This window comes from Chryseolinea sp. T2 (assembly GCF_037203685.1).
In the GTDB taxonomy this organism is placed as follows: Bacteria; Bacteroidota; Bacteroidia; order Cytophagales; family Cyclobacteriaceae; genus Chryseolinea.
This window is the reverse complement of sequence record NZ_JBBCAU010000003.1, coordinates 656,812-674,506: the sequence shown is the minus strand read 5'-3', so window position 1 is coordinate 674,506 and position 17,695 is coordinate 656,812. Positions and strand designations below refer to the sequence as shown.

Annotated in this window: 13 protein-coding genes; 8 read left to right on the top strand and 5 right to left on the bottom strand. The window is 48.7% G+C overall.

Annotated features, from left to right (window positions below; all coding sequences use genetic code 11):
- Positions 1-210: 210 nt before the first annotated feature.
- Complete coding sequence (gene bshA / locus WBG78_RS12700) at positions 211-1,350, bottom strand: N-acetyl-alpha-D-glucosaminyl L-malate synthase BshA (protein WP_337326798.1); 1,140 nt, start codon at positions 1,348-1,350, stop codon at positions 211-213.
- A 65-nt stretch (positions 1,351-1,415) separates the two neighbouring features.
- Positions 1,416-4,364 (bottom strand): serine hydrolase, encoded by a 2,949-nt coding sequence (locus tag WBG78_RS12695; RefSeq protein WP_337326797.1) that lies wholly within the window; start codon positions 4,362-4,364, stop codon positions 1,416-1,418.
- A gap of 279 nt (positions 4,365-4,643) precedes the next feature.
- On the opposite strand from WBG78_RS12695, the gene mutL reads away from it, so the two are divergent.
- From mutL to WBG78_RS12655, 8 genes are all read left to right on the top strand, one after another.
- Positions 4,644-6,455 carry a DNA mismatch repair endonuclease MutL gene (gene mutL / locus WBG78_RS12690; protein WP_337326796.1) on the top strand — a complete coding sequence of 604 codons (1,812 nt, stop codon included), beginning with the start codon at positions 4,644-4,646 and terminating at the stop codon, positions 6,453-6,455.
- 35 nt (positions 6,456-6,490) lie between these two features.
- Positions 6,491-7,117, top strand: coding sequence for a rhomboid family intramembrane serine protease (locus WBG78_RS12685; protein ID WP_337326795.1), 627 nt, complete (start codon positions 6,491-6,493; stop codon positions 7,115-7,117).
- A 3-nt stretch (positions 7,118-7,120) separates the two neighbouring features.
- Positions 7,121-8,008 carry a rhomboid family intramembrane serine protease gene (locus tag WBG78_RS12680; protein WP_337326794.1) on the top strand — a complete coding sequence of 296 codons (888 nt, stop codon included), beginning with the start codon at positions 7,121-7,123 and terminating at the stop codon, positions 8,006-8,008.
- A gap of 134 nt (positions 8,009-8,142) precedes the next feature.
- Positions 8,143-9,156 carry a DUF481 domain-containing protein gene (locus WBG78_RS12675; RefSeq protein WP_337326793.1) on the top strand — a complete coding sequence of 338 codons (1,014 nt, stop codon included), beginning with the start codon at positions 8,143-8,145 and terminating at the stop codon, positions 9,154-9,156.
- Positions 9,157-9,343: 187 nt separating this feature from the next.
- Complete coding sequence (locus tag WBG78_RS12670; protein WP_337326792.1) at positions 9,344-9,622, top strand: ArsR/SmtB family transcription factor; 279 nt, start codon at positions 9,344-9,346, stop codon at positions 9,620-9,622.
- A 201-nt stretch (positions 9,623-9,823) separates the two neighbouring features.
- Complete coding sequence (locus tag WBG78_RS12665; protein WP_337326791.1) at positions 9,824-10,906, top strand: efflux RND transporter periplasmic adaptor subunit; 1,083 nt, start codon at positions 9,824-9,826, stop codon at positions 10,904-10,906.
- Positions 10,907-11,151: 245 nt separating this feature from the next.
- Complete coding sequence (locus WBG78_RS12660) at positions 11,152-14,289, top strand: efflux RND transporter permease subunit (RefSeq protein WP_337326790.1); 3,138 nt, start codon at positions 11,152-11,154, stop codon at positions 14,287-14,289.
- 34 nt (positions 14,290-14,323) lie between these two features.
- Complete coding sequence (locus WBG78_RS12655) at positions 14,324-15,658, top strand: TolC family protein (protein ID WP_337326789.1); 1,335 nt, start codon at positions 14,324-14,326, stop codon at positions 15,656-15,658.
- Between the two features lie 11 nt (positions 15,659-15,669).
- Here the strand turns inward: WBG78_RS12655 and WBG78_RS12650 are convergent, their stop codons facing one another.
- From WBG78_RS12650 to gcvH, 3 genes are all read right to left on the bottom strand, one after another.
- Positions 15,670-16,185 (bottom strand): hypothetical protein, encoded by a 516-nt coding sequence (locus WBG78_RS12650; RefSeq protein WP_337326788.1) that lies wholly within the window; start codon positions 16,183-16,185, stop codon positions 15,670-15,672.
- A gap of 132 nt (positions 16,186-16,317) precedes the next feature.
- Positions 16,318-17,205 carry a lipoyl synthase gene (lipA, locus tag WBG78_RS12645; protein ID WP_337326787.1) on the bottom strand — a complete coding sequence of 296 codons (888 nt, stop codon included), beginning with the start codon at positions 17,203-17,205 and terminating at the stop codon, positions 16,318-16,320.
- A 75-nt stretch (positions 17,206-17,280) separates the two neighbouring features.
- Positions 17,281-17,655 (bottom strand): glycine cleavage system protein GcvH, encoded by a 375-nt coding sequence (gcvH, locus tag WBG78_RS12640; RefSeq protein WP_337326786.1) that lies wholly within the window; start codon positions 17,653-17,655, stop codon positions 17,281-17,283.
- Positions 17,656-17,695: the final 40 nt, after the last annotated feature.

The following is a 17,695-nucleotide window of genomic DNA, read 5'->3' as shown; positions in this document are numbered from 1 at the left end:
TTATACCATGAGAGGCTTGGCTAATGGAGCGAAATTAAGAGGCTCAGGCGACTTTTTCAATATTTGCGACTAGTCGTCCGCCAGTGAGGCAGAGGGAGGTAGAGTGAGGAACAGTGCGAGAGTGAAAGGCAGAGTGAGGAACGAGGCAGAGCGAGGAACAGTGTGAGAGTGAAGTAGGAAGCGCTCTCACACTGTTCCTCACTCTGTTCTTCAGTGTACTTTAACAGCAGCCTTCTCTATTACCCTCTGATAGTATCTTTCATAAAGCGGCAAGATCTGAGTGATGTCAAATTCCTTCGCCCGCTTCAGTGCATTCTCTTTGAACGTGGGAAGATTGTTCTTATCAAGAACAAACAATGCCTTTTGCGTCATGTCCTCAACATCTCCAACAGGGCTCATGAACCCGGTAACCCCTTGAATATTTAATTCAGGTAGTCCCCCCGTGTTACTTGATATCACAGGCACCTCGCATGCCATTGCTTCCAGCGCAGCAAGTCCAAAACTTTCTTTTTCGGACGGCATGACGAACAGGTCCGCCACCGACAAAACTTCTTCAACCGCTTCAAGCTTGCCCAGGAAGCGCACGTCATTGAAGATACCCAGCTCACGGCACATAGCCTCTGCCTTCGCCCGTTCAGGGCCGTCACCAATCATTAACAACTTGGCCGGAATCTCACGATGAATATTGGCAAATATTTTTACGACATCGTTCACGCGCTTCACCTTGCGGAAGTTTGAAGTATGCACGATGAGTGATTCACCATTGGGGCAGATCGCCTTTTTGAAGTGATCCTTCTTTTGCTTCTTGAACTTCTCGAGATCAATGAAGTTAGGAATCACTTCTATATTATTAGTGATTGCAAACGACTGGTAAGTTTCACGGCGCAGGTCTTCAGAAACCGCAGTAACGCCATCGGACTCATTTATACTGAACGTTACCACTGGTTCGTACGAAGCATCCTTCCCGACGAGCGTGATGTCGGTGCCGTGCAACGTCGTGACTACTGGTATGGTGATCCCGTGCGTCTTCAGGATCTGTTTGGCCATGTAGGCAGCCGAAGCATGAGGTATTGCATAGTGCACATGCAACAGGTCCAGCTTTTCATTCTTCACCACACTCACCATCTTGCTGGCCAACGCCAGTTCATACGGAGGGTATTCAAACAGTGGATAAGAATGGAATTCAACTTCGTGATAAAAGAGATTTTCATTCAGGAAATCGAGCCGGGTAGGCTGCGAGTACGTGATGAAATGAACTTTGTGGCCCTCCTGGGCTAAAGCTTTTCCCAGTTCAGTGGCCACAACGCCGCTACCGCCAAAAGTTGGGTAGCACACGATTCCGATGTTCATAAGCAGGTATGGTGGTCTAATGCTCGACTATTGTATAGGACGCAACCGCCTGCGAAATATTGTCGTCACCGGCGACTGCTAACCACAGGGTTCTGCAGTGCCACTGGTGAAGGTTGAAAATCATCACAGTACGTAAAGATTGCGTCATAAATTACGTCTTGTATGCGAGAACGAATATTTGCGCTGATTAGTTTGCCACTTCGGTCCGGATATACACGGTTGGACAAAAACACGTAAACAAGGTCAAATTCGGGGTCTACCCACAAACAAGTCCCCGTAAAACCGGTATGGCCGAACGTACGGGGCGAAACCTTCAAGGACGTTGGGCTGTTCCAATCGCTCTGCACAGGCTTGTCCCATCCAAGGCCGCGGCGGCTCTTATCAAACTGTTTGTTGGTGAACAGGCGCACCGTTTCAGGCTTGTAATACCGGTAGCCTCCATAATATCCTTCCTGCAAAAGCATTTGTCCTAGTTTGGTGAGGTCCGTGGCGGTACCAAAGAGACCGGCATGTCCCGCGACCCCACCCATCAGTGCCCCGCGTTCGTCGTGTACGGTTCCGTTAACAAGCGCCCGCCTGAAAATCCGATCGTACTCGGTAGGTGCTATCTGTTGTTTCGGAAATCTGTCAAGTGGCATGAAGCCAGCAGTATAGGCGCCCAGAGGCTCGTAAAAATTCTGCTCTACAAATTCATTGATCGGCTGATTCAACAACTTTTCAGCCAGACGTTGAAGAATAAGGAACCCGAGATCGCTGTAACGGTATGCGTAAGGAGTTCGCACCGCCTTTTCTATAAGTTTGGACTTAACGATCCACGACCAAACGGAATCGCGCAAGGCCATTGATCCATATAGATTCGGTCCGACCTGCAATGGATAAATTGTGTTTCGGGTTCTGCTATAATACGTTGGGAGGAAAGTCGTGTCTTTAACGGTCTCCGGCCACATCGGAATAAAAGGAGCAAGTCCTGCCTGGTGTGTCAACATTTCCAGGATGGTGATATCCTTCTTGTTCGACTTCTTTAACTCAGGCAAATAATAAGATACCTTTTTGTTGATGTCGATGAGCCCACGTTCCTGCATGAACATCACTGCCTGCAGCGTAGCAGACACTTTCGTAAGCGAAGCGAGATCGTAAATCGTTTCAGAGGTTACGGGGTTGCTCTTGTTATAGTTGAGCGTACCGAAATTCCTTTCATAGACAACGGTACCGCCACGCGCGACAATTACCTGCATGCCAGGCGTTGCCCCGGTTGCTATGGCTTCCTTAGCAATCGAATCGATCCGTGCCATCATGCGGCTGTCCATCCGGGCACTTTCAGGAGTAGCATAGCGCAACCGTCGTACGGATTTGGTATCCACACCCGCGCCTGTAGCCAATTCGCGCGAGGCAGGAAAGGGTAGTCTTCCTTTTGCACCGATGGCACCGAACAATACTTCTGAAGCTGCAACCATCGCCTCGGGAGCATTGCAGAACGCAGTAAGTGAGGTCTGATACTTATCGATGGATTGGATGAAGGCTTCATTACCGAAATCACAGAAGACAATCTCGACGTTCGGTTTTAAGAGCGCAACCATGCGTTCCATTCGCGATAGCACTGATGCTGTCGTTTGAGGGAACACGCCGATAATCACTACCTGGTGACCTGAAAGCGCATCGGCAAGCTTGATCAGGTCCGTCTTTTCGTCCAGCGTGAAATAGGAAGCGTGAGCATACTTTGAAAGGTCCCCGTAGAAAGGTTTGTTGGGTGCCGTTGCATCACTGGTAACATAGGCGATGAGCTTGTTGTCCAGTTGTGTGATGGGTAGGATTTTGCGATTGTTTTTGATAACGGTAACCGCATTTTCATATAGCCGTTCCGTGATGACACTTCCCGATGGCGCATTCAGACGTGCGATCAGGTTGTCAGGGTTGACATATCGTTTGTCCGAAAGGCCCGCATCATATTTTGCTTCAAGGATTTTACGAACTGAAGTATTAAGCTGCGCTTCGTAACTCTCGTCCGACTTAATTAACCTCCTGATCTTTCTCACCGCAGCGCCGATGTCTTCCGCACCGATCATTACATCATTGCCCGCCTGAAATGCAAACACTGCTTCATCACCCTCGCGGCTCTTGTCCGCCACGACCTTCACATACTGCAGATCAACAAACGAAAGACCTTTGAACTTTCGCTGAGTTTTCAACCATTGGCCAGTGAACAGATGCGCCATTGTAGCAGCATCGAATCCCTCCTTTTTCTTGACTTTATCATAAAAGATAGGCACCCGCGAAGGGGCCGGCATAACACCATGTACGTTATTCTCAAACAGTTTGGTGAAAGCGTACGATGTAAGTGAATCGATGGTAACCCGTATCTTAGGCACCTCTTTATTGAAATCCGTTATGGTAACGCCGGTAACTGAGTACTGCTTGGCACAGGCAATTACTCCATTGTCCTGCATGCCCCGAACGAATGCCGTTATCTTATTTGCCACATTTGCCGTACTGGCTCCAAAGGAGCGATAACTTAAGATCGGATCATTGGGATTGGTGTTTACATCAGCAAGCGAAGCGAAATTGAGATTGACACCAAGTATTTTCATATGCCTTGCCGTTTCCCGACCCATCTCATACACCAGCGTATCGTTGGTGATGGCACCAAGCACTAAAGGACGTGGAAAATGAATTGTGCTATCAACCGACTGGCTTACGCCCCATTCACCATCCTGTCCGATCAGCAGGGGGATTCTGGCCGTGTTCTGTAGGATATTAGTGTTCCGCACCTGATGAGCCGGATTTTCCTGTTGGAAGACGACGCCACCTAAGTCAAATCCTTTCACGTCATTCCGCACCTCAGTCAACTGATCGTCCGTGGCGTGTGCCGGCACCGCGCGCATGAACAGTTGTCCTATTCTTTCATCAACACTCAATGTGCTCAGGACGCTGTCGACCCAATGGGTCTTGTCAACTTGTGCAAAGGCGCTAATGCGCGCGATCACGAGGAACGCAAAAAAAGTAAATACTCTTAGCATGATTAAAAAATGCCGTTGGGAACGGAATCTACAAAGTTAGGACTTTGTAGCGAGTTTAAAATACTATTGGCGGTTGAGTTAATCCACGAATACGACATGCCGTGGAAAATTTTTAAGCGCAACGACAAGAATGCGGAAACATTGTTCAGATCGGGACGTTTCCTGTGCATTGTGTTCCCTGATGGGAGAGCGATGCAGGATGAAGCATTTTGTCTAAATTTCCTTGCACTTCGGTGGCTAATCTGCACCTTTGCCCTTTGAGTTTACGTCTATAGTCGCATGCCCGATATCATTCAGCTGCTTCCTGACTCCATTGCTAACCAGATCGCCGCAGGTGAGGTCGTGCAACGCCCTGCATCGGCGGTTAAAGAACTGATGGAAAATTCATTGGATGCGGGAGCCACGAACATCAGGTTAATCGTTAAAGATGCCGGTAAAACGTTGTTGCAGGTAATCGACAACGGCAAGGGTATGTCGGAAACGGATGCACGGATGAGTCTTGAGCGGCACGCCACATCCAAAATACGCAAGGCAGAAGACCTGTTCACGCTGCGCACCATGGGATTCAGAGGCGAAGCGCTTGCTGCAATCTCCGCTGTCTCTCAAATGGAAATGAAGACGCGGATGGCATCGGAAGAGCTGGGGACATTATTGGTTGTGGAGGGTTCCGAAGTAAAACGACAGGAGCCGGCAGCCAGTGATAAGGGCACGAGCATTGCCGTAAAGAATCTCTTCTACAATATTCCCGCACGAAGAAATTTCCTGAAGTCGAATGCGAGTGAATACCAGCACATCGTTGATGAGTTTCAGCGTATAGCCCTCGCGAACCCCGAGATCGGATTTCAATTGGTTGAAACAGATGCCGTCGAATACGACCTCGCACCTGGTAAATTAAGTCAGCGCATCGTCGGCATCTTTGGCAAACAATATCAGGAACAACTTGCGCCCTGTCAGGAGGAAACAGCACAGGTGCGCATCTCAGGATACATCGGCAAACCTCACTTCGCCCGCAAAAAGAGGGGAGAGCAATTTTTGTTTGTCAACAAGCGATTTATAAGAAACAACTATCTCAATCACGCTATCATGAGCGCCTTCGAAGGCCTGTTGCCTGAGAATACGTTTCCATTTTACGTGTTGTTTATAGACATTGATCCGAAGCACATCGATGTCAACGTTCATCCTACCAAAACGGAAATAAAGTTTGATGATGAGCGCGCGATTTATGCTGTTGTTCTTTCTGCAGCCAGACAGGCAATCGGCTCTCACAATCTTACACCGGCGATTGATTTTAACAGCGATGTCAATATCATCGCCAAGCTGAGCAACGCCTCCTCGCAGTCTAAGGAAGTATATTTCGAAGAGCGATTCAGTTCAGGTTTGAACCGGTCAAATCTTGAACACTGGCAAAAGATCTTTGAAGGCGAACCTATTCATCGCCCGGCAGAAGTGCCACGCATCGAACCGGAGCCCGTTCCGGAAACTCAGACGCTGCGTTTCGAGAGCTCGATGAACAGCCAGGAAACCAGCGAAGAACACTTTTGTTTTCAACTGCATAACCGTTACGTTGTAAAACAGGTGCGTTCAGGGATGATGTTTGTCGACCAACAGGCTGCACACGAACGCATACTGTTTGAAAAGTTTCTTGCCCAGGTGAAACATCGCACCGCGCAGAGTCAGCAGAGTTTGTTTCCTCAAACGATAACATTCTCCGCTGCCGACTTTGCTTTAGTCCTCGAGATGCAGAAGGAAATTGAAACGCTTGGTTTCCGCATCGAGGTATTTGGAAAGAATACGTTTCTTGTCACAGGCGTGCCGGCAAATATTCCTGCCAACCGCGAGAAGGATCTTTTCGAAGGCCTCATCGAACAGTTTAAGGTTAACCAGTCACAATTGTCAGTGCCTTTAAGCGAAAATCTTGTCAGGTCGCTGGCGAGGCGTGCGGCGTTAAAGGCGGGCCAGCCGTTAGTAAGAGAGGAAATGAAAACACTCGTGGATAATCTGTTCGTGTGCCGTAATCCAAACTATGCGCCAGACGGCCGTCCCACGTTCTTTATTTTTGAATTGAATAAAATTGAAAGCTATTTTAGGTAAGCTATAAGCGAAACAAACATCGGAACCAATTACTTATGCTAAGACTCACCCCGGTCGTCAGAACCCTGATTATAATCAACGTAATCGTTTTTATAGCCGAAATGCTCGGACCGAAGGGCGACTTCGGCTATTGCTTCGGCGGTGTCGGACTGGAAAAGGACGTTGTGTCAGGGTTTCTGTCACTTTATAATTCGAAGACGGAATGTTTTAAGCCCTACCAGCTGTTTACTTATATGTTCGTGCACGGGGGCTTCAGCCACATTTTCTTTAATATGCTGACGCTCGCGTTCATGGGTCCAATCCTCGAAAACTACTGGGGACAGGGGCGATTTACGATGTTTTACCTGGTAACAGGAATCGGTGCGGGGATCTTTAACATATTGATGGCCACCTTTCTTGGAGTGGGGGAATTTGGGACGATGGTGGGCGCTTCGGGCGCCATCTATGGATTATTAATGGGATTTGGTATGATTTTTCCTAACATGGAGATTCAATTGCTGATACCTCCAATTCCTATCAAGGCGAAGTATCTCGTATTAGTGCTCGGGGGCCTTAATTTCTTGCTGGACCGGAGTGGCAATGTTGCGCACTTTGCGCATTTGGGGGGTGTGATATTTGCATTCATTATTATTACCGCTTGGCGAAGTCAGGGGAGGAATTAGGGTATGTTAGAGGAGTTTAAGCATGCATTTCAGCGCCATAACAATGGCCACGTCCAGTTGATTATCATCAATGTGGTCGCGTTTGTCGTTATGGGCTTGCTGATGGTCATTTTCGATATCGCACAGCAGCCTCAGATATTTTCGTTCATACATCAGCAGATCGCCATCCCGGCATTGATCGGCGATTTCATACAAAAGCCCTGGACGATCATCACCTATGCGTTTTCGCATGATCTCAGTGGTATTATCCACATCCTCTTTAACATGTTGTTCTTCTACTGGTTCGGCAAATTGTTCGTCGAATACCTGGGAAGTGACAAGCTTATTGCCGTTTATTTTCTGGGAGCCTTCGCTGGTGCGATTGCCTATCTCGCTGTTTATAACCTGATCCCATTCTATCAGGAACGCGTACCCGGTGGCGGAATGATCGGTGCATCGGCCGCGGTATACGCAGTGGCAGTTGCAACGGCCACGCTGCTGCCCGACTATACATTCTTCCTTTTGTTCCTCGGACCGGTTCGTATCAAATACATCGCCGCGGTTTACATCTTCATATCACTTCTTGGTTCAGTGGGTTCCAATGCGGGCGGAAACATCGCTCACCTTGGAGGTGCCCTGATCGGATTCGTATACATCAAGCAATTGCAGGCAGGTAACAACTGGGGGGCCTGGATCACCCGCACTCTTGACTGGTTCCGTCGTTTGTTTTCAGCACGTCGCCATGTGAAGGTGTCCTATCGGAAAGCAACTGAGGCCCGCCCGGGTGCCCCACGTACGCCTTCTATCTCACAGGATGAGATAGACACCATCCTCGACAAGATCTCTGATGGCGGATATGACAGCCTCACCAAAGAGGAAAAGGAAAAGCTTTTCAACGCCAGCAAGAAGTAGCGCTGAGACCAGCGTACTACCGCACCAACTTTTTTTCTACATTAATATTGGCCAGCACCTGATGTGTGGTGGCCCGACGGCTTCATATACCGCCGTTCGACCTATCTTGCTTAATCATTCAAACAACAACGCCTATGAAGACGGTGCCTCTCTTCGTTGTGCTCATAGCATTACTGCCCTTTTCAGTAGTTAGCCAGGATACGCTTTCATTCTATAATAACAATAGTGTCTTTGGTGAAATCAAGTCGATGCAGAAAGGAGTGATCACGATCGAAACGCCATACAGTAAGAACGACTTTACAATTGAATGGAATAAACTAAAAGAGATACGGACGACATCTACTTTTCTTATGACCCTCAAAAACGGCGATCGATTCAGTGGCGTGATCAAATCCATTGACTCGGTTCATGTTATTCTTATAGGCGCCATTGATGGCCGGTCTCAGCATCTCCTTGGTGATATTGTTTCGATGAAGCCTGTGAGCAAGGGAATTAAAGACAGGATTAAGGCAAATATTTCGCTGGGCTACAGTATAACCAAAGCTCAAAACGCACAACAATTTTCGGTCAGGAGCGCCGTAAGCTACAGTGCCAGGAGATGGGCATCCGATCTTTCCTATAATTCTGTTTTCTCGAAGCAGGATGACATCCCCGACATTGACCGGAAAGACGGCGGCATAAACTATAATTACTTTCTGCCGAAGGATTGGTACGTGCCACTCTCCATCAGCTTTCTTTCCAATACTGAGCAATTACTTAAGCTAAGGTTGTTGGGCAAGGGCGGCATCGGAAAGTATTTTCTTCATACCAATAAATTGTACTGGGGCTTGTCTGTGGGAGCCAACTACAATACCGAAACTTACCTTGATGATACTCCTCACAGGCGAAGTTGGGAAAGCTTTATGGGCACGGAGCTTAATCTATTTGACATCGGGGATCTTAGTCTTATGACGCGGGTGGTGGGATATCCCAGTCTAACAGAATCTGGGCGTTTCCGGGCCGACTTCTCCCTTGACACGAAATACGATTTGCCACTCGACTTTTTCGTGAGCATTGGCGTGACCGTGAACTATGATAACCGCCCGGTGGAAGGTGCGAGCGATACGGACTACGTTTGTCAAACCACTTTCGGGTGGAAATGGGATTGACCTTTTTGAAATGTACTACCAGATATTTTGGAATGGATTTTGAATCATGCTGCGATGGGGTTCAGGTTATGCCGGAATGGAATTAGTGGTTTACGACCGCCGGACAGCCGCTCCCGACCAACGGATAACAATTATTGAATTATTTAGATTAATAAATGGTTAATTTGTTATGGAAACAGTGACACAAATGAACCAGAAGAAGGCCGAGAAGATATCCAAGGCTTTGGCTGATCCCAATCGATTGCAGATCCTTAAGGAGATCAAGCGACAAAAGCAGGAGTGTCTTTATTGTGTGGATATCAATGACACGCTGAACCTCGCACAACCCTCAATAGCGCACCACCTTAAGCTGCTGGTGGATACTGAAATCATCCAGTCTGAGAAAGAAGGCCGCAATGTAAAGTACCGTCTCAATAATAAGGTGATTGACGAGTATATAGCTTTCCTGGAGACGCTTAAGAGGTAGCCTCCTGGATAATTGATAATTGACAATTGATAATTGATAATTTGGGAGAGGGCCTTACCGGCCCTCTTTCTTTTTTGCATGATTTATCGAAATATTTAAATAAATCTTAGATGCGGGAACTAAGGATGGGGGCCCGTTGGTTGTAACTCACATAAGAAATGTATTGATACATTTCGATAAATCAATAAAACCTCGTTACATATGGAACATCCATCCAGCTTCATTCGGCATAAATATGCCGAGCCCCTTTTATTCATTCTTTCTATTGTCGTGCTGGTTGCGGCCTGCATCTCCAAGGCCGATAGTCTCACTGATTCCAATTCCAAGCCTGCTGTTGTTGTTGCCGGTACTCCGGTTGATGGTGTGGTGGTTAAGCCTGGAACTGTACGTGAGGAGTTAGAAGTCACGGCTACCCTTGTAGCCAATCAACAAGTTGATATTGTCAGCGAACTTACCCGACGAATCGTAAAGGTTCACGTAAAGGAGGGGAGCAGAGTTCGTGCCGGCACTCCACTGTTTCAGCTTGATGACGCTGACTTACAGGCACAGCTTCAACGTCTTCGTCAGCAGGAGAACCTCGCTATTCTTAATGAGCAACGTCTGAAAGATCTTTTGGCCCATGAAGCGATTGCCCAACAGGATTACGATGAGGCAATTACCAATCTGAAAGTTCTTGAAGCACAGATCCAGGAGATCCAGGTTACAATTGGCAAGACGCACATCGTTGCGCCGTTCGACGGTCAGGTAGGTATCATCAAGGTCTATCCCGGATCGGTTGTATCAGTGAGCAATGTGCTGACGGACATCGAAGACAACAGCGTGGTGAAAGTAGAGTTTTCAGTGCCTGAGAAGTATGCGAATGTTATCGCACCCGGAAGCACGCACACCTTTACAATTGCCTCTGACAAACGACAGTATAGCGCAACCGTTGCAGCGCGCGCTGCCAGCCTGAATGAGAACACACGAACTTTGCTGGTGCATGCGCTTGCAAAGAATCCTGAAGGGCATTTGCTGCCAGGACAAAGTGCTCGTCTCAGTCTTGCGTTGAGCTCTTCGGGTGATGCAATAACTGTAGCGTCTCAGGCCCTGCTGCCAACATCGAAAGGTTACAATGTGTACGTTTCCCGTGGTGGTCTGGTCGAAGCCAGAGCTGTTGAGATTGGCCAACGCAGCACCGGAAGTGTCGAGATCACCAACGGCCTTAGCAAAGGTGACACTGTGATCACGAGCAATTTGCTCCGATTGGTTCCAGGTGTACCGGTGCAGTTTGTGACAATACAATAGTATTTAGTCCTGAGTCTTTAGTCCTTAGTTGGTTCTTAGTAATCGTAGTCAATAGTTGGAAGGAGATTCCAGCAGTGGAGGCATTTGCCTGAAAGTTTCGTGTAGTAAGTGTGTGTAGTTGCAACAGCTTCGAAGCATCAAAAAGACTTCTCTCTTTAAACCACGCGGCTGCGAAATTTCTCAATACTCAATACTCAATACTCAGGACTACTCTTTAATTCTTAACTCTTAATTCTTAATTCCCCATGAGTGCCATATCACAAGTTAGTATATCAAGACCTGTACTCGCAGGTGTGATGTCTGTGTTGCTCGTACTCTTCGGCATTGTTGGCTATACTTTTCTTGGAACAAGGGAGTATCCCGTAACCGATTCGCCGATAGTAGCAGTAACGACAGTATATCCCGGAGCCAGTGCAGACATTATTGCTTCGCAGGTAACCAAGCCTCTAGAAGAAGCAATCGCCGAAGCAAACGGCATCCGGGCGTTGTCGTCGGTGTCGCGTGAACAGGTGAGTATTATTACCGTGGAGTTCAATCTCGATGCAGACCTTGAAGCAGCGGCAAACGACGTGCGCGATAAGGTATCGAAGTCACGTCAGCAATTGCCGGCGGACATTGAGCCCACGATCGTAGAGAAACTCGGCCCTCCCGATTTCCTCGTGTTCCTCACCGTTCAGAGTGATACGCGGAGCCTGGAAGACATCACTGACTTCGTCAATATCAATATTAAGGAGCGCCTTCAATCGATACCCGGTGTGCGTCTCGTTGATTCATATGCCGGACGCAAGCGTGCCATGCGATTGCGCATGGATCCTATCAAGATGGCGTCCTATGGTTTAACTCCGGCCGATGTTCAGTCCGCGTTGCAGCGCGAGAACGTCGATCTTCCGAGTGGTCGCATCGAAGGAGAGAATACTGAAGTGACGCTTCGGACTCAGGGACGTTTGGTATCAGAGGACGATTTCAATAACATGATCATCCGCGAGGAGGCGGGTGCGATAGTGCGTTTCCGCGATATAGGAACTGCGATCATGTCGTCGCAGAATGAGCGTACCGCGATGATCGTGGGCGAAGGAAACACTGCTCGTTATGGCGTGGGTACCGGCGTGCAGCCACAGCGTGGTGCGAACTCGCTGGCGATCGTAGACGAATTCAATAAGCGCTTTGATGAGATCGTACAGACAGCACCCAAAGAGTACATCATCTCGCTTGGAAAAGACTTCACCGTCCCCGTTCGTAATTCGCTCTCGGAAGTTGAGGAAACTCTCTTACTCGCTTTCGGTCTTGTGGCGATCATCATCTTTATCTTTCTCCGCGACTGGCGCAGTACCGTAATTCCCCTCATCGCCATTCCGGTATCGATCATCTCAGCATTCTTCATCATGTACCTCGGCGACTTCTCGATCAACGTATTGACGTTGCTTGGACTGGTACTGGCCATCGGGCTGGTTGTTGATGATGCGATTGTGGTGCTGGAAAATATCTACGGAAAGATTGAAAAGGGAATGTCACCTCTTGAGGCCGCACGTAAGGGTGCTGACGAGATATACTTTGCGGTAATCTCGACGACAATCACACTGGCTGCCGTGTTTCTTCCAATACTGTTTCTGGGTGGTATCACCGGACAACTATTTAAAGAGTTCGCCATCGTGGTTGCAGGATCAGTGTTGATATCAGCCTTCGTTGCTCTTACACTTTCCCCTATGATGAGCGCTTACCTTCTTAAAGCTGGTGCATCACAAGGATGGTTATATCGTAAGACAGAACCCTGGTTCGAGGCACTCAATCATGCCTATGAACGTTCACTTGGTCATTTCTTCAAACATCGGTGGCTGGGGTTTGTGCTGCTTGTCTTTTCATTCGCCATTGCCTGGTACCTGCTTCCGAAGTTGCCTTCAGAACTCGCTCCGCTGGAAGACCGCTCAATGATTGGGCTCGCGGTATTGGCACCGGAGGGTACGTCGTACGAAAGCATGGAGGAAACCATGAAGGAGATCAACAAATTTGTCTCGGACTCCATTCCTGATCTCAACAAGAACACCACCTATGCTGCCGTTGCCGCTTCTTCAGGAACGCTTGTGCAGCCCGTGAATAGTGGATTTCAATGGATCTTCCTCGAAGACCCCCAACATCGTAAACATGGAATGACGCAACAACAGGTTTATGAAAAGCTGGTGGCTGCTTCAGGGCGCTTCCGCAACGTGATCACTATCCCTATCCAGATTCCTACTATCGGTGGATTTTCAAGTTCACAACCGCTGCAATATGTTATTCAGGCGCCTGACCTGCCGAGCCTAATTGATTTGATGCCAAAACTTATGGGTGGTGTTTATCAAAGCAGCAAGCTGAGCTTTCAGGACCCTGACTTCAAGATCAATCGCCCCGAAATTGGTATTACCATCGATCGTCAGAAGGCTGCTCAGGCGGGAATATCAACGCAGGAGATTGGAAGAACTCTTCAGCTGGCGTTGAGCGGACGTCGCTATGGCTACTTCATTTATAATGATCGTCAGTATGAAGTTATCGGGCAGCTCGACAGGAAGGAACGCTCTGCTCCGGAGGATCTTCGGTCGCTCTTTGTTAAGGGTGCCAACGGTGAGATGGTTTCACTCGACAATCTTGTGTCGCTTAATGAGACCGTAAGTCCGCCGGCGATTTACAGATACAATCAGTCTTACAGTGCTACAATTTCTGCAACGCCTGCCCCAGGCGTCAGTTTGGGAGAAGCGATTGCCGAGATGGATAACATTGCCAAGCCGATACTTCCTCCAGGCTTTAATACCGCCCTGGCAGGACAAAGCCGCGACTACGCTGAAAGCAGTGCAAGTCTCATCTTCGCCTTCATCTTTGCAATCGTACTGATCTATCTCGTGCTTGCCGCGCAGTTTGAAAGCCTCGTTGACCCTTTCATCATTCTGCTTACAGTACCCATGGCGTTGACGGGCGCGTTGCTGAGTCTCTGGATCACGGGACAATCCATTAATGTGTTCAGTGAAATCGGGATCATCATGCTCATCGGTCTCATTACCAAGAACGGTATCCTGATCGTTGAATTCGCGAACCAGAGAAAAGAGGAGGGGCTCTCCGTTAAGGACGCCGTACTGGCAGCTGCTGCCTCCCGTTTCCGTCCTATCCTGATGACCACGCTGGCCATGATCTTCGGAACACTGCCTATTGCATTGTCACTCGGAACAGCATCGGGTAGCAGGACGTCGCTGGGTATCGCAGTAGTAGGCGGGTTGATCTTTGCAGGTATACTTACTCTGTATGTAATACCTTCTGTGTATTCGTATTTCTCACGTGCACATGTGCGAAAAGCTGAATCAACACCACCAGCAGGATCGCCATCACATCCCGAATCTGATAAAGTTGCCCTGGCATAAGTTGTCAAACGTTACAACCAATCATTACAAGGAAATGAAAAACAAAATCTATAAACGTGCTTTCGCTTTGGTGCTGAGCACTACCATAGCAATAGCTGCGTCGGCACAGCAGAAGCTTTCGCTCGATGATGCCGTTACCATTGCAAAATCAGAGAACCCAATGCTGAAGGCCTCAGCATTGGACATCTCCCGCTCTGAGCAACAACGGAAGATTGCTCAAAGCCTTTTACTCCCCAACGTCACTGCCTCAGGCGTTGTGAACCATTATTTCAATCAAACGCCGTTCTTTGGGTTTGGCGAAGCAACGACAGAAGACAAAATACCGTACGGCAGATTTGGCGGTGAAGATCAGCTGGCCGCCGTTATTGCTGCAACGCAACCGATACTGAACTTTCAGGCGTATCCCGCGATTCAAAGGGCGAAGCTTAAGGAACACGAAAGCAGTCTGACGTACAAAGCTCAGCAACTCGAAACGGTAGCACTGGTGAAGCAGACTTACCTGCAGGCACTTGTTCTCCATGAACGAATTAAAGTTCAGGAAGAGAGCATCGATAGGAACAAGCTCGCCTTGCAGGATGCGCGGTCGTTGTTTGCGCAGGGTAAAGGTTTACGCGTCGATACATTGCGTGCCTTCACATCGGTTAAGAACCTGGAGCCGCTGCTTCTGAAACTTCAGTTTGCCGAGCAGACTGCGGAACTCCAGCTGAAGGCATTACTGGGCATCGATTCGCTTACTGATATTCAGCTTTCTGATTCACTTTATCTTCGGGAGGCATCTGTGATACCATCAGAGAATGAAGTTTATGCGGAAGCGCGCTCGAACAATCCAACTTATCAGGTACTTACCCTCCAGCAGGAAATCTCTGAGCGCCAGGAGAAGATCGCCTCCGGCGGAAGATTGCCTACAGTATCGGCGATCGCCGCTTATCAGGTGAACAGCCAGACGCGAGATTTTAACTATAACAACGCATACTTCCCAACGTCGTCGTTTATCGGACTACAGGTAGCTGTTCCGTTGTTCACAGGACTTAGCAACCAGGCAAAGGTGCGCGACGCTGCCATCGAAACGAGCCAATGGAAATTGCGTTCCACCAATGCCTTTGAACAACTTCGCGCAACGGCACATCAGTTGGTTGCCAACAACCGCGAGTCGTTAGACCGTCTTCAAACGACAGCTTCGGTGAGCGAAACAGCCCGTCTGAGTTACTCCATTGTAGAGTATCGTTACAAGAAAGGCGTGTCGTCAAGACTTGAACTCACGGACGCAGAACTGGACCTTGCAAACGCGCAAACTAACTACCTCGAAGCGGTATACGATTACCTTTCTGCCAGAATCGCTCTGTTGAAACTGATGGGACGGGAAGAATAGGAGAGAAGTGATTATTTAGCGACGGCAGCCTTTGCATCAACGATGCCTTTGGCTCCGTCGATTTTCACTTCAAAGGTCTTAGTGATAAAATAGCTGAGACGCAGGCCGGCCATCTGCGGCGTATAGTCGTCGGGGTAGAGCACCGTTAGTTCAAGGATGGCCTTCAGGAAGTTCTCGTGACGACAGAACGTACGTGTCCAGCTTTTGAATGTGGTGATCCATTCTTCCTGATAGCGCTCAAAGTCATCGCGACCGTCGAAGCCGAACTGCAGCTGATTGTCGCCGTAGTATTTGTACCGGAACACCCCGGACAAAGTCAGATAGAAGTCGTAAAGCTTGGTGAAGTCGTCGACCGATGTTGCCTGAATCCGCATAGATGTATCGTCGGCAAGTCCCAGCGGGTTACAACGCATCAGGTACTCTACTCTCACGAAGTCGACAAGGTATTGAAGCATAGCCTCCCGGTTGGAAAGCTGCGCTTGCTCAAGGATATAGTTCTTGTCGCGCGGAAAAAACTTGCGATGCACGAAGGCGATTTTGAGCAAAAATAGGGAATGAATTAAGAATTAAGAATTAAGAGTTAAGAATTAACAACCACGACCTTTGGTCGTGCCCTGCAATCAGCCGCAGGCTGGCGGCTAATTCTTAACTCTTAATTCTTAATTGAACGGCACGTGCACGTGTCGTTCCGCGTGATAGGACGACCTGACCAGCGGGCCAGACTCCACGTATTTGAGGCCTCGCTTCAAGCCTTCTTCCTTGTACATCTCGAATGTTTCGGGATGAATGAACTCTGCCACTTCAAGGTGAAGTTTTGTTGGCTGAAGGTATTGACCGAGCGTAAGGATCATGAGGCCATGTGCGGCCAGATCATCCATCGCCTTAAAGACTTCTTCTTTTGTTTCACCGACCCCAAGCATGATGCCCGACTTGGTGCGCATGCCTGCTTCGCGAATCCTTTTGATCTGCTCAAGGCTTCGGCTATATCTTGCCTGCGGACGCACCATCCTGTAAAGGCGCTCAACGGTCTCCATATTGTGAGAGACCACTTCCTGGCCGCCTTCAATCATTCTGTAAAGTGCATCCCAGTTTCCTTTAGTATCGGGGATGAGTGTTTCAATTGTCGTTTCAGGACTGACTGCCTTTGTCTCCACAACGGTCTGATACCATATCTCGGCACCGCGATCTTTCAGCTCGTCGCGATTTACTGAGGTGATAACGGCGTGCTTAACGCCCATCAGCTTGATGGCCTCGGCAACACGCTTTGGTTCTTCTGCGTCATATTCCGTGGGGCGCCCCGTTGCTACCGCGCAGAAAGTACAGCTGCGGGTACATACGTTTCCAAGGATCATGAAAGTAGCCGTGCCGGCACCCCAGCATTCGCCCATGTTAGGGCAATTGCCACTTTCGCATATAGTGTGAAGCTTATAGTCGTCCACCAGGCGACGCACGCGCGCATAGTCAGGTCCGACGGGCAGCTTTACGCGCAGCCAGTTCGGCTTGCGCTTGCGGTTTTCTTCCGATGATATGACAGGCAGTTCAATCATTTCCGTTCAGCTATAGTTCTAAATACCGGCAGATGACAACAGGTGAACCCCGGCCGGCGAATACTATAACAAGGCCTACTTGCCAATTAGTTCTTTGTATTGAGCGGCTGTAAGCAGGCCTTCAGGGGTTCCTGTAAGCTCCGCCTTGATCATCCATCCGTCGCCGTATGGATCTTCGTTCACTTTCTCCGGGCTTCCATCGAGCAATGAATTGACTTCCAATACCTTACCGGTGATTGGCATATAGAGATCAGATACCGTTTTCACCGCCTCTACCGTTCCGAATACATCTCCGGAGCTTACCACTTTTCCAACTGACGAGATATCAACATAGACGATATCGCCCAGTTCGCCTTGTGCAAAATCGGTGATTCCGATGGTTGCAGTAGTGCCCTCGATTTTGATCCATTCGTGGTCTTTTGTGTATTGAAGTGAGTCGGGAATATTCATGGAGTGCGGAATTTTAGGCCCGCAAAATAGTGAAAAGTCC